Annotated in this window: 12 protein-coding genes and 1 pseudogene; 9 read left to right on the top strand and 4 right to left on the bottom strand. The window is 60.7% G+C overall.

From position 1 onward, the window contains the following. Window positions 1–117: 117 nt before the first annotated feature. The 7 genes and pseudogenes from ACTJLC_RS27400 to ACTJLC_RS27430 all read left to right on the top strand — a co-directional run. Window positions 118–1,350: pseudogene (locus ACTJLC_RS27400) on the top strand (DUF2345 domain-containing protein); the annotation flags it as partial. Between the two features lie 2 nt (window positions 1,351–1,352). After that, complete coding sequence (locus tag ACTJLC_RS27405) at window positions 1,353–2,234, top strand: hypothetical protein (RefSeq protein WP_310132726.1); 882 nt, start codon at window positions 1,353–1,355, stop codon at window positions 2,232–2,234. Between the two features lie 79 nt (window positions 2,235–2,313). Further along, window positions 2,314–3,483, top strand: coding sequence for a WD40/YVTN/BNR-like repeat-containing protein (locus ACTJLC_RS27410; protein WP_310132723.1), 1,170 nt, complete (start codon window positions 2,314–2,316; stop codon window positions 3,481–3,483). 103 nt (window positions 3,484–3,586) lie between these two features. Further along, window positions 3,587–3,754 carry a hypothetical protein gene (locus tag ACTJLC_RS27415; protein WP_310132722.1) on the top strand — a complete coding sequence of 56 codons (168 nt, stop codon included), beginning with the start codon at window positions 3,587–3,589 and terminating at the stop codon, window positions 3,752–3,754. Window positions 3,755–3,976: 222 nt separating this feature from the next. Continuing rightward, window positions 3,977–5,086, top strand: a complete 1,110-nt coding sequence (locus ACTJLC_RS27420) for a hypothetical protein (RefSeq protein WP_310132719.1) — start codon at window positions 3,977–3,979, stop codon at window positions 5,084–5,086. Beyond that, the gene (locus tag ACTJLC_RS27425) at window positions 5,076–6,281 is read left to right on the top strand and encodes a hypothetical protein (protein ID WP_440845807.1); all 1,206 of its coding nucleotides are present in this window, start codon (window positions 5,076–5,078) and stop codon (window positions 6,279–6,281) included. Before ACTJLC_RS27420 ends, ACTJLC_RS27425 begins: the two co-directional genes overlap by 11 nt. 267 nt (window positions 6,282–6,548) lie before the next feature. Next, entirely contained in the window at window positions 6,549–7,136 is a 588-nt protein-coding gene (locus ACTJLC_RS27430) for a hypothetical protein (RefSeq protein WP_310132713.1), read from the top strand. A gap of 172 nt (window positions 7,137–7,308) precedes the next feature. Here ACTJLC_RS27430 and ACTJLC_RS27435 read toward each other — a convergent pair whose 3' ends face one another. Beyond that, on the bottom strand, window positions 7,309–8,220 hold the full coding sequence (locus tag ACTJLC_RS27435; RefSeq protein ID WP_310132710.1) for an NmrA family NAD(P)-binding protein: 912 nt from the start codon (window positions 8,218–8,220) through the stop codon (window positions 7,309–7,311). Between the two features lie 207 nt (window positions 8,221–8,427). On the opposite strand from ACTJLC_RS27435, the gene ACTJLC_RS27440 reads away from it, so the two are divergent. Beyond that, window positions 8,428–9,354: an AraC family transcriptional regulator gene (locus tag ACTJLC_RS27440; protein WP_310132708.1), complete on the top strand. Its 927-nt coding sequence runs from the start codon at window positions 8,428–8,430 to the stop codon at window positions 9,352–9,354. A 3-nt stretch (window positions 9,355–9,357) separates the two neighbouring features. Here the strand turns inward: ACTJLC_RS27440 and ACTJLC_RS27445 are convergent, their stop codons facing one another. From ACTJLC_RS27445 to ACTJLC_RS27455, 3 genes are all read right to left on the bottom strand, one after another. Next, window positions 9,358–10,179 (bottom strand): anti-sigma factor family protein, encoded by an 822-nt coding sequence (locus ACTJLC_RS27445; RefSeq protein WP_073432591.1) that lies wholly within the window; start codon window positions 10,177–10,179, stop codon window positions 9,358–9,360. After that, the gene (locus ACTJLC_RS27450) at window positions 10,176–10,694 is read right to left on the bottom strand and encodes a sigma-70 family RNA polymerase sigma factor (RefSeq protein ID WP_073432592.1); all 519 of its coding nucleotides are present in this window, start codon (window positions 10,692–10,694) and stop codon (window positions 10,176–10,178) included. Before ACTJLC_RS27450 ends, ACTJLC_RS27445 begins: the two co-directional genes overlap by 4 nt. Window positions 10,695–10,848: 154 nt before the next feature. Beyond that, window positions 10,849–11,574, bottom strand: a complete 726-nt coding sequence (locus tag ACTJLC_RS27455; RefSeq protein ID WP_310132705.1) for an anti-sigma factor family protein — start codon at window positions 11,572–11,574, stop codon at window positions 10,849–10,851. A 308-nt stretch (window positions 11,575–11,882) separates the two neighbouring features. Between ACTJLC_RS27455 and ACTJLC_RS27460 the strand changes: the two genes are divergently transcribed. Then, window positions 11,883–12,149 (top strand): DUF4148 domain-containing protein, encoded by a 267-nt coding sequence (locus tag ACTJLC_RS27460; RefSeq protein ID WP_154873570.1) that lies wholly within the window; start codon window positions 11,883–11,885, stop codon window positions 12,147–12,149. The last annotated feature ends 60 nt before the right edge of the window (window positions 12,150–12,209 follow it).

Consider the following 12,209-nt stretch of genomic DNA (forward strand, 5'->3'; position numbering starts at 1 on the left):
CCCACGATCGCCGATCGTGGACACGATCTCACTTGATCTACACTGACTCCGACACAACCATCACCACCATGCCTCACGCGCGCGCGAACGGGGAAACGGTCGGGCCGAGTCGCTTACGGCGAAAGCGTGCCGCTGCGCCTCGCGAAGCCCTTCGCGGGCAAGCTGCAGACGGGCATGCACTTCGTCGCGCTGGATAACGACGAAGCCGTGATCTCCTTCCGCGACGGCGATCCCGACAAGCCCGAGATCACCGCGTTCCATCATCACAGCGAAGCGCGCGATCTGGTGACGAACGACCGGCGCTGGCTCTCGCGCAACATGATCCGCACGCAGAAAAACAACAAGCTGCGCATGGAGGACTGGGCGGGCCAGGAAGGGATCAAGCTGAGTACGGAACACTCGGGCAAGTCGCAGCTGAATCTCGGCTATCTGGTGAACCAGAAGATCGAGTACCGGGGTGAAGGCTATGAGCTCAGGACCTCGGGATGGGGCGTGATCCGCGCCGGCAGGGGCGTGATGATCACGACGTACGACCGCCCCGGCGCGGGCGGCAGTCAGCTTGACATGCAGGAGACTGTCGCGCAACTGGAAAGCGCGCTGGAGCTCGCCAAAGCGCTTGAACGCTGCGCAACCAGCGCGAAGGCCGGGCCCGCTGATACCGATGCGCAGCAGCAGATGAAGGACGGTTTCGACCAGTTGAAAAAGCCAGGACTGCTCATGAGCACCCCGGCATCGGCGGGACTCGTGGCCGGCGGCGGCATCCAGCTTTCGGCACAGGACAGCGTCAGCGCTGTCGCCGGGAGGAACGTGGACTTCAGTGTGCTCAAACGGTTCACGGCATCGGTGGGCGAAACGATTTCGCTGTTTGCGCAAAAGTCCGGAATCAGTCTTTTCGCGGCGAAAGGCCCGGTTCAGTTCCAGGCACAGCGTGGCCCGATGTCACTCGCCGCGGACCGGGACGTCGACATGGCCAGCGTCAACCGCAGGTTGAACCTCTCCGCAGCCAGGGAAGTCATCTTCGAGTGCGGTGGCGCGTTTGCCCAGTTCAAGGACGGCAACATCACGCTTGGCGGTCCGGGTGACCTGTTCTTCAAGGTCATCACGATCCAGAAGAAAGGCGCGGCAGCGCTTTCCGACGCGATCCCGGCGTTACCCGATTCCCAGGGGGACTATAACGAAGCGTTCGTAGTGCACTGGGCGGGAACCGATATTCCTGTGGCAAATGCGAAATACCGGATGCTCTCTGACGGCAAGGTCATTGCTGAAGGCGTCACCAGTGAAAAAGGTGAGACGTCGCTCGCGCAAAGCCATGTTCCGCAGGGCGTCACGATCGAACTGAAAGGGAGCTGAATATGGCAGGCGATGAAAAGACCGTTGGTTATGGCAAGTCATACCTGACGCCAAAGTCGTACACGCAACGGGCAAGGGTTGAGCGCACCGCATGCGAACTTGATGTGCCGCCCGCTGCGGATTCGCTCCTTGGAAACTGCGAGTATTACTACAGGCCGCTGCACTGCGAATACACCGATACGGTGACCAAGGTCACGGCGGCCAGTGCATGGACCACCATCAAGGCATTTGCCACCTCCTGGGATCCCTGGACCGACAAGGAGGTGACGGCACGTCTGCTGCACGAACGGCAGACCCTGCTCCAGCCGGAATGCACCTCCTCTGACTGGTCCCGGCACAGCAATTTCATGATGCGTCACATCGGCTGCGGGCATAAGCCCCCCAGCTACTACCTCAGCTATGGCTACTACTACTGTTCGAACTACGGCGCGAAACTGTATCCAACGCTGAGTCCCGCTGGACAGGCGTGGCTCCGCAGTGCGAGATGGTACCTGCAGAAGAATATGGAGAGGGGGCTCCAGCAAAATATGAAAGGGGACACGATCCAGATGCGCAGCTTCAAGCCAGGAAATGGGAGCTTCACAATGCCAGTCCCACGCTATAAGCTCGAAATGGATGACGAACAGTTCAAGACGTTCGCCTTCAAGACCCATCCGCTAGCCTATCTCGACGGCGGCCTGGCAGATCTGCAGCTTCCGGATATGTTGAAAATTTCGGGCGGACCCGCGATGGAGGAATGGGCCGATGGCCGGACCTGGGGACAGGTCTGGGATAGCGGGAAAGTGGTTGCCAGCGACACCATCAGCGATGCGTGGAATGAAACAAAAAGTGGTATCGACGATGCGGTAAGCAGGGTCCTTGGGCGCCTGATGGATGCGAAGTGACATGCGCATGCCCAGACGCAGAACAATGATCGTGGGTGGCCTTCTTCTGGCCGCGCTTGCAACTTACGGATATCACAGCATGACCACACCAGCATGGCAGACCATTTCCACGACCTTCATGAAGAACGACAAACCGTATGGTGGAGGCGATACAAGGATCAATGGGAATGAAGTCATCAGTCTCAAGATTGCGGACCCGGTAATCACCTTCAAGCCTGCGTCGGAACTCAAAAACCCTCAGGTCGCGGAACCTACTGAGGCATGGATGAGCAATACCGCAGAGACCCTTAACCGGAATACCGTCAATTTTTTTCGCGGCACCATTGATGGCGGACTGAAGCGTTCCTTCCTGCAATCCGGACAGAACGCGGCCTGGTGGTATTCGAAGGACTGGAGCACACAGTACATCAGTACGGAGTGGATGGATTACAAGGCGCCCGAGCCCGCGAACCGCCTGTCTCCACAGATCACGAAGCTCTGGCGCTCACAGGACGGCGGCAGGAACTGGACGCAACTCAGGTGGCCGGAGGACCAGAATATCGGCCAACTGCTTTTCCTCGATTCCGAACGGGGCTATGCAGTGGGATGGGGACCGCGCGTCTGGCGCACCGTGAATGGCGGCAACACCTGGAAGGAAATTGGCGTTCCCCTGCTGGCGACTGAGCCGGGAGAGCCGCGCAAAACGTTCAACGGCGTGGATCTCGGTTCGGACGGTACGTTGCGTGTTGCCTACTACCTGGACGCGATAGGCAAGACTCCAGCCGAAAGCGTTGTCGACCGTCTGAAGTGGGACAGCGACGCCTTTGAGCGCGAGGTCGTGTTGCCGGACCAGGTCATTGCCTATCTCCAGTCGGAGCAGGTCGAGCCGGATGCCCGGTATTCCGTCTATGCACTTTCCCGCCTTGGCCTGCCACGCGACTTCATTAATCATCCGGAGGACAACGGGCATCGAACGGGTGCGATCTCGACCTGGCCGAACCACAAGCAGCCTGCTGTCGAGCAGAAACATACGTTCGATGAGCGCCTGATGCTCGATGGCTTCAGCGTCGGCAGGCGCGGGGTACTGCTCGTCTACGCGACGGACGCGACAGGCAATGGCGCGCCTCGCGACTTCACGCTTGTCAGTCGCGACTACGGCAAGTCGTGGGACGAAACCGATGATGGCATCACCCAGGGCGTCTATTTCGACCCGGCGACCAATACCCAGTATGGGCTTTACGGCTATACGCTTAAAAAACGCACCTGGTAGGCAGTATCAGAACGCACAGGGCTAATGACATGACCTGCCCGTTCCGGAATCATGGCTTTTCGCGGCGAGGGGCCCGGTTCAGTTCCAGGCCCAGCGTGGCCCGATGTCACTCGCCGCGGACCGGGGCGTGAACATTGCCAGCATCAACGGCAACATTACATTTGGTGGTCCGGGTAACCTGTTCTTCAAGTCATCACGATCCAGAAAAAACAGTCCGCGCAGATGCATCTCGCCATGGCACCGTTCATGGCTCGAACCGTGCCATTCGTGACGAACTGCGAGGCGTGGCGCCAAACCCCTATTGTTGCAAGCACGACTCCGCCGGCGTCGAGCAATTCACCGCCGACGGCATTGAGTGCTCAAACGAGCTAGGCGGTGCTTGCCGCTTCCGTCGCGAGGCCGCACGGTTCGACAGATGCAAATCAGGAGGCCCAGCCAGCAACGACGCCAACTGCCCAGGCGAGCCCGTCCAATGCAAACCGAGACTCCGCACATGAACCGCGGAAGCCGCTCGCTGGCAAAGCAAGCACACCGCTCAAGTTTGCCCAGGGCGGATTACTCTGACTGGTACCGACCGTCATTCACCGAGGAATGCACGGACACGACCGAAACCGGATCGTATTTCGGCTGGATCGATCAAGACACGCCGTGGCCGCCTCCTGACATGCGCGGAAAGTGGGTACTAAGTGGTAGTCAGTTTGACACGGCATTCGAACTGTCATACGACGATCCGACCAAGACACTGTGTGCGACAGTACGGATCAAGCTCGTGCCCGTCGACCTTCTTCCATGCGATCCGTCCGGCAAGCCATTGCTCGGGACAGATGGGAGGCCACTGTCCGCCCCCTATGACCACAATCTGCATTGGGCGATCGCAGGAAACGGCATCAATAATCCATTGAACGGTTTCGTGATCAAGTACCGCGATGGTACGGGCCCGGGCTTCGAGGTTGAGGCAAAGAAACAGCAGGTAGAAGCCATATTGAACGGGCACAGAAGCAAGCTCATTCTGAATGGTTGTTCCAAGGACGCAGCTTGCGGCTGTCGCGTGTCTGTCGTCTTCAGGGTGGAACTGCTAGTGAGCATCAATAGCGCGTCAGTAGGTGACGGGAAAAAGATCCACCAGACAATCAAACTGTTTCCAAGGACCCGGCGCGCCGACGGAGGCTCGTGGGGCGAGATAAACATGTATCCCGACACACAACCGGGCGAAGGGTTCGTCTGGAAAGATATGCCATATGACACAAATGTGATCGCGCATGAATGCGGGCATCTATTCAATTATCCGGATGAATACTGGTCATATGGCGGCTGGGTACATAAGCAGTACATCAAGGATCAGCAACTCGATTTCATGTTGGGTGAAACGAATAGGGACCAGGAAACGTGGCAGATTCTTTCACAAAGCAACCTGATGGGTTATGGAGCCAACAAGCAAGTGCCGAAAGATATCAAGGCTTCACCCAGTGCAACCGTCCATCCCTACTATCTGGAATATATCAGGCGACACTTCTGCAAACTGACCGGTGAGCACGCACAATATCTGAATAACGACAAGTCTAAGCCTGTGTGGCAAAGATGGAGAATCGGATATGAAGCATAATCAGGCCAGACACAATGCCTGTTCTTTCCTGTTCAGCATGTTTTTTTTGCTTTGTATCTTTTGTGGGGTATTCGCCATGTCGAAAAATGCGTTAGCGGATGATAAAGACGCCAATAACGATTCATTCGCGATCACTGGATTAGGCGACCACCAGTACGGAACTAATGGTATCGGAGTATGGCCGTCTACAGGTCAAATCCGCCTCGGGTTATCGAACACGTTGTCGGACATATTGGGCAAAAAATTCGATGGCGTTGGCCTCCTGAATGCCCAACTATCATCGGACGATGTGAACCGGGCGAAGGAACTTCATGATCGGCTATGCCGTGCTGCAGTGGAAAAACCGCCCACTGATATTCAGGTGAACCCGATGATGACCTATTCGATAAGCTGCGTTCGGGACGGAAAATCGACAGATTACCAAGGCCGTGTCGGTGAATTGCCGAAAGGCGTGGCATTCCTTGCTGATGATTTTTTCAAGGCTTCAATAAAGAAGTACTCGCCGGCTGGCCACGCTATAGTCAAATTCGATGTGACAGTTTCCGACGTTCAGCGGAAAAAAGACAAATTTCTCGTCGAAGTAACGTTTTCTAACAGTGGACGTTTTCCCATCAGGATGAGGACGCCCGATCAGTGGGTCAAGCTTGGCGGCGACCGACTTGATATAAGTGGATTTCGTACGGACGGAAATGGGGAATGGCGTGCTGATCTGGCAGGCCTCCCGGTACTAAACAAGGGCGACTATCCGGTCGAAACCATCGCACAGCCGACGGGTGAATCGGGCACATTTATCACCATATCTTCGGGTGGCTCGGTAATATATAAATTTCTCGCCCTGCCGACGCACAAGGTGCCAGAAGGGACCTATGAATTTGGTGCACTCATTTTTGCGAATATTGCGGTCAAGGGGGTGTTCGGTGTGGGAGGTCGGGTCAATTTCCTTTCCGATCGGACCAGACCGGCGCGCGCCATATTCAACACCGGCTATCCGTCAACACCCGAAGAATGGCGAGACTACGAAGCGCGCCAGCGCGAAATAATGTCATCAGAGCCGGTCTACCCGGGCGCGATCATCGCCGAAGCCGGTTACTACAGGAAGATATCTTCAAGCGGCGAGCGCAGCCAGTTCGTAACGGATTTGAGGAAGGGCGCGAGCGCTCCGGGACTTGAACACCCATTTGACCACTGGCAATAGGAAGCTGATCTGACGCACTCGACACGATGCATGGCCGGCGAGCCCTGCCCCCGCGAAGGTCTTTGGGTTGCTCGCACCATGACGATGGGCTCATCCGGAGGGGACATCACCCATCCCGAATTCCGGCGCCGTCTGCTCGCAGGTCAGTTGACCCCGGAACTTAGCGCCCTGGGCGGTATTGTGCCGTACCACTACTGGGAATGGCATGGCGTATGACCGCGGCGACGATCACTCATGCCATCACTTTGCCAGCCGTGGTGAATAGTTATGCCAAAACGCAAGGCAATGATCGTGGGCGGCCTTCTGGTGGCCGCACTAGCGATCTATGGATATCACAGCATGACCACACCAGCATGGCAGACCATTTCCACGACCTTCATGAAGAACGACAAACCGTATGGTGGAGGCGATAGCCGGTTCCGCGGGAATGAAGTCATGTCTCTGAAACTAGCTGGGCCTGAGCTACGTTTTCGCGCTGTCGATCTGGACAAAGGTTACAACGAGGCAAAAGCCGTTCCCGAAGAAGCATGGATGAATAATTCCAGTGAACGGCTCAACCGGAATACCGTATCCAATGCAAACCGCGACTCCGCACATGAACCGCGGAAGCCGCTCGCTGGCAAAGCAAGCACACCGCTCAAGCTTGCCAGGGCGGATTACTGTGATTGGTACCGACCGTCATTCACCGAGGAATGCACGGACACGACCGAAACCGGATCGTATTTCGGCTGGATCGATCAAGACACGCCGTGGCGTGGAAAGCGGGAACGCCCCCTCGGCGAATCAGAACAAACCGAAATCGTCGTTGCTGTCGGGAATCGCGTTGAGCACGTCCCGCAGCGCCCGCCAGCCTAGCCATCCCACGAAACTTGCCGCCAACGCCAGCCAATAGCGCGCGTTGGCGCTCGACCGTGCCCGCGTTGGCGCGGTTGGAGCGAAACGACCGTCCGCGATCTTTCGCGCTTGCGCCGATGCGCGCAGCAAGGGGCACATGTCCATGCTGTCTCTCCTGTGAAGGGCAACGTCGTTACGGTGCAGCCGAAGCCGAAGCCGAAGCAGCGACCCGCGCCACTATTTCCGCCAGCACCTCCGCCAGCGCGGTCGCGCCAAAGCGCCGCTCGCTGACTTCCGCTTCCACGTCGATACGGCCCGCGTTGTGCGCGTCGTACAGATCCGTGATGAGGCGCGCGTGCTGTTCGCCGAGTCCCGCCGCATGGAGCGTGGCAGCCCATTCGCCACGCGGCACCTCGTGCGCGACCACCGTGCGATGCGCCAATTCACCGACGACCCGTGCCACGTCGAATGCACTCACACGCTCCCTGGCTTCGATGCTCACCACGCGCGGCGAGGTCTTTGCCGGCTGTTCGTCCAGCAGCAGTTCGGCGGCCAGCAGCCCGACGTCCCGCGCCGCCACCGTGGGAAACAGCTTGTCCAACGGATGATGCAGACTCGGCAAGACGCCTTTGGAAAGCGCGATCGGCAACACCCGAGCCCAGTTGTGCATGTGTTCGGCGGCGCGCAGAAACGTCAGTTGCGAGGCAACGGCTTGCAACTGCGTTTCGAGGTAGTGGAACAGCGTCGTGATGCCCGTGCCGCTCGCATGTTCCGCGCCGTAGTCGGAGAGCGCGAGTACGCGTTGCGGCGGATCGGCGCGCAAGGCGTCGGCGGCGACCTCGATCATGCGCCGCATGTCGGATGCGGGATCGGCGCGCGCCCGGGGCACCGGACAGAGTATCTGCACCGCATGGGCGCCCTTGATTGCACGCGCGACCGTCGATGCGTCGAGCAGATCGGCGATCATTATTTCGCAGCCGATTTCCGCCAGCGGCGCGCCTTGCGTTTCGTCGCGGACCACTGCGCGCACCGGTCGTCCGGCCCGGCGCAATGCCGCGGCGCTCGTTCCGCCAACATTGCCTGCTGCTCCGAAAATCACGAACACGTTGCGCTCCTTCGCCAATGGACACGGCCATCATAGGGAGGCGCGAAGCGGAAAACGCGCGCACAAGGATCGCGATGCGCAGATTCGGATGATTGTTTCGCTTGCGACGTCACCCCGGCGGCAGGGTGGAATAACAAGCGTCAAGCGAAGCGGCGAAAAACGCAGCACAATGCAAGCCACGTTACCCGCCATCCACGAGAGGACGCGATGAATGCCGTGACACCCCTACCGCAACCGCATAGCGGTTCCCGCATTGCTGTACGGTCCAGCAAGACGCTGGGCTGGCAGGGCTTCGGCGCGGAACTCGTCAACGTGTCGGCGGGCTCGCATCGGATTCCCCCGCTCAAGCATCACCGTGTGGGCGTGCATGTGGGCGCGCCGGTCAGGGCGCGCTGCGTATGCCAGGAGCGCCGCTATTCGCGCATTCAGTCGCATGGCGACGCGGATGTGATCCCGGCCGGACTCGACGGGCAATGGAGCGATGAGTCCGCATGCACGATCTTCAGCGTATGGATCGGCGTGGAGTTCGCACAAAGGACGGTCGAGCAACTGGAATTGAAGTCGAGCGAGGCGCGGCTTCGTCCGCGGATGCAGATGCGCGATCCGCGCTTTCAGCATCTCGCGTGGGCGTTACATGCCGAACTGGAGGCGGACGACGCATCCGATCCGCTTTACGCCGAGAGCCTTTGCACCGCGATGGTGGTGCGGCTGATCGGCGGCGCGCCGACGCTCGACGACAAGCGGCGCACGCTCGCACCGAAAACCGCCGCGCGCGTGATCGAGTTTATCGAGGCGCATCTCGACCAGCGTCTCACGCTAACCGAGTTGGCCGCGCTCGCCGATCTGAGCGTGCCGCATTTCAAGGTGCTGTTTCGCGAGACGCTCGGTGTGCCGGTGCATCAGTACGTGGTGCGGCGGCGAGTCGAGCGGGCGAGAACGCTATTGCTCGAAGGCCGCCTGAGCGCAAGCCGGATCGCGCTGGATACGGGCTTCGCGCATCAGAGTCACATGGCGCATTGGATGGGCAGGTTGCTGGGCGTCACGCCACGCGAGTTGATCAGATCGAGCTCGCATTCGGGCAGCATGATCGAACTCGATACGCTGAATACCCGCCGCATTGCGACGCCGCGATAAGCGTCAACCCGGCGCGGCCCCCGTCAACTGCGAGTACACGTCGTGCGACAGTTGCAGCAGCGCCTGGCGATCGATCCCGCCCGACACCGCATAGCCAAAGTCGCCGTCGACCCAATAGAACACGTTCACCGGCCCGTCCTGATACAGCTTGAACGCGGTCGTGTTCGAGTTCACCTGGCGGCGCGAAATGCACAGCGTCACGCGCTCGCCGTTCGGTCCGCGATACATGAACTGCGCGGTGGGGCCGTCGGCGCCCGGCAGCAGGCGGCCGCCCGAGAGGTTGAAGCCGCTCTTCGAGAGCATCGGCGGATGAACATTCGTGCCGAGCCGGTTGGACAGCCATTGCACGAAATCCTGTTCGTGATCCGCGGTCATATCGGCCGGACGGTCGACGGCCGGCATATAGACCACGTGCGCCAGCGCCGCCTGCCGCGCGAATACTTCGGAACCGTCCGCGCTGACAGTCCGCGTGTCCGCGCGGCCGACGACCGGCGCCACGACGTCGCGCCCCATGTGCGTGCCCACGCCGATACCCACGCCCAGCACCAGCGCCGCGGCCATGCCGGCGAACTGCGGCCAGTTGGCCGCGATGCGCCAGCGGCGCGGCGCGGGCGCCTGCAAGCGTTTGGGCACGGGCTCGTTCAGCACGCGGTCATAGCGCTCGTGGAACATGTTGTTCAGCGAGAAATAATCGCTGATGCGCGCGGCCAGCTCGGGGTTCTGTTCGAGCGCGCGCTCCACCTCGGCACGCCGTTCGTCGGACAGCGTGCCGTCCACGTACGCATGCAGTTCTTCTTCGCCGATCGGCGTCTGTTGGTCGCTCATCGCACCACCTGTAATCTTGCGCCGGGCTGTGTGCCCGCCATCAATGCCCGAAGCCGCTCGCGCCCGCGCGAAAGCCGCGACATCACCGTGCCGATCGGAATGTTCAGCGCAAGCGCCACGTCGGCATAGCTCATTTCCTCGAGGCCCACCAGCAGCACGACTTCGCGCTGTTCCATCGGCAGGCGCTGCAACGCGTAGTCGAGGTCGCGCATTTCCAGCGAGCGGATCTGATCGGAGGGCACGGCGAATTCGCTTTCATGGACGCTTTCGTCGTCGACCGCCACATGGACGGCGCGCGCCGACGCCTTGCGCGCCTGATTCGCGAAAACGTTGTGCATGATCGTGAACAGCCATGCGCGCAGGTCGGTGCCTTGCTGGAACATGCCGGTGCGGCCGAGCGCGCGTTCGAGCGTGTCCTGCACCAGATCGTCGGCGAGATCGCGATTGTTGATCAGCGCTCGCGCATAGCGCCGCAAGCGCGGCACATGCTCCATCAACTCGTCACGGACATCCATTTTTCATCCCAGTCGTGGGGCCTTTCGTGAGCACGGCAGCGGCGGCCGTCGCTCGGGCCGCCTGGAAGGGCAATTGATGCGGTTGAGAGGCGAACACGCTTGGGCGCATTCTATTCCGTTCGCGTGACATCGGATCGTCAGGTTGCGCCAAAGCTCAGTGCGTCGTCATCGCGTCGGCGGCGCGCATCAGGCCGTGGGTGCGGGCTTCGCCGGCCACCACGAAACGCTGCCGCCGCGCCGTCCACGTCAGCAGACGGACCGCGCCGATGCGGCGCGCGCTCCATTGCGGCTGCGCCGGCGCGAGCAGCGCCAGGCTCGACATCACCACCACCGGCCGGTTGTCCCCGTTCAGATAGACGAATTCGCTGGCGCGCTGAAACGGGCCGAGCGACAGGGACCGCCGATCCACCAGCCGCAGTCCGATCGCCGTCAGATCCGGCGCCCAGGCGTCGGTTCGGGTCCGCGACGCGGCGGAAAAACCCGCGGCGTCGGTTTCGGCCAACGCCATGACGGCGGCATTGTCGAGCGCCTCGGCGGATACCTGGGTGGCGGCAAGCCAGCCGCTCGCGGTCACCGCCGCGAGCACGAGCGCCATCAGCGTGTTGAGCAGCCTGCTTCGACGCCGCGCCGCATTCAGGCGTTCGAGCGCGCGGCGCCAGGGCGCGACACGACTCGTCACCGGTTCGTCGGTGGTCTGAAAGGCCTGCTGGATCTGCGCGTTGAGCTTGCCGTAGAAGGCCACCCGGCGCGCTTCCGCCGGGTCCTTGCCGAGATAGTCCCGCAGGAAGGCGGCGCGTTCCGGCGTCAGCGTGCCGTCGGCGTAGGCCTGGATGTCGGCTTCTGAAAGCGGCGGGTCGGATCGGGCGTCGGTCGGGTTCATGGTGTCGGCGGCGGTTGTCGGCGGTTGTCGAGTATCAGCCATGTGGGAGCGAACACACCCGGACGGGGGTTTATTCCATACGTTCGATGCGCGTTGTTCGCAGCGTCCGTCCGGACGCTATCCGGCGGCCGGTTTTGGCAGCCCATGTGCTGGCGTCGCCGCGCCTCGGAACGCGTGCAAACCGCTTCGCCGGCCGCTTTATTCCCGCTTCGAAGTTTGTTTTTTCGGAACCGTTGCCGCAGGAATAAAAGCCGCGAACGCGTGGTTTTCCCTCATGCAAACCCGCACAACACCCCTTGGAGTTCATCATGAAGAAGATCGCTTTCGCCGCATTGTCCGTTGTCGTTCTGGCCGCTTCGTCGAGCGCTTTTGCACAAGGCAAGACCCGCGCCGAGGTGTACCAGGAACTGATCGAAGCGCAGGCGAACGGCCTGAACTACGTGACCGATGCATCGTATCCCGACGTGAGCCCTGTATTCGCGCAGCAGGTCGAGCAGCACAAGCAGGCACTCGCCGCGCAAGCGGCCGCCAACCGCGTCGCGAGCGGCAGCATGCCGGCGGACAGCGCCGATTGAGCGGCGCGCGGCGTACTGCCGCCACAGCCAATTCCATCCGACGCGTAAAATGGCCGGTTA

The organism is Paraburkholderia sp. 22099, assembly GCF_052045835.1.
Classification (GTDB): Bacteria; Pseudomonadota; Gammaproteobacteria; order Burkholderiales; family Burkholderiaceae; genus Paraburkholderia; species Paraburkholderia terricola.

Bases quoted from the DNA above. Each gene is read 5' to 3' on its own strand.
- ACTJLC_RS27405 (WP_310132726.1), top strand. From the start codon at position 1,353: ATGGCAGGCGATGAAAAGACCGTTGGTTATGGCAAGTCATACCTGACG.
- ACTJLC_RS27410 (WP_310132723.1), top strand. From the start codon at position 2,314: ATGACCACACCAGCATGGCAGACCATTTCCACGACCTTCATGAAGAAC.
- ACTJLC_RS27440 (WP_310132708.1), top strand. From the start codon at position 8,428: ATGAATGCCGTGACACCCCTACCGCAACCGCATAGCGGTTCCCGCATT.
- ACTJLC_RS27460 (WP_154873570.1), top strand. From the start codon at position 11,883: ATGAAGAAGATCGCTTTCGCCGCATTGTCCGTTGTCGTTCTGGCCGCT.
- ACTJLC_RS27430 (WP_310132713.1), top strand. From the start codon at position 6,549: ATGCCAAAACGCAAGGCAATGATCGTGGGCGGCCTTCTGGTGGCCGCA.
- ACTJLC_RS27415 (WP_310132722.1), top strand. From the start codon at position 3,587: ATGTCACTCGCCGCGGACCGGGGCGTGAACATTGCCAGCATCAACGGC.
- ACTJLC_RS27425 (WP_440845807.1), top strand. From the start codon at position 5,076: ATGAAGCATAATCAGGCCAGACACAATGCCTGTTCTTTCCTGTTCAGC.
- ACTJLC_RS27450 (WP_073432592.1), bottom strand. From the start codon at position 10,694: ATGGATGTCCGTGACGAGTTGATGGAGCATGTGCCGCGCTTGCGGCGC.
- ACTJLC_RS27455 (WP_310132705.1), bottom strand. From the start codon at position 11,574: ATGAACCCGACCGACGCCCGATCCGACCCGCCGCTTTCAGAAGCCGAC.
- ACTJLC_RS27445 (WP_073432591.1), bottom strand. From the start codon at position 10,179: ATGAGCGACCAACAGACGCCGATCGGCGAAGAAGAACTGCATGCGTAC.
- ACTJLC_RS27420 (WP_310132719.1), top strand. From the start codon at position 3,977: ATGAACCGCGGAAGCCGCTCGCTGGCAAAGCAAGCACACCGCTCAAGT.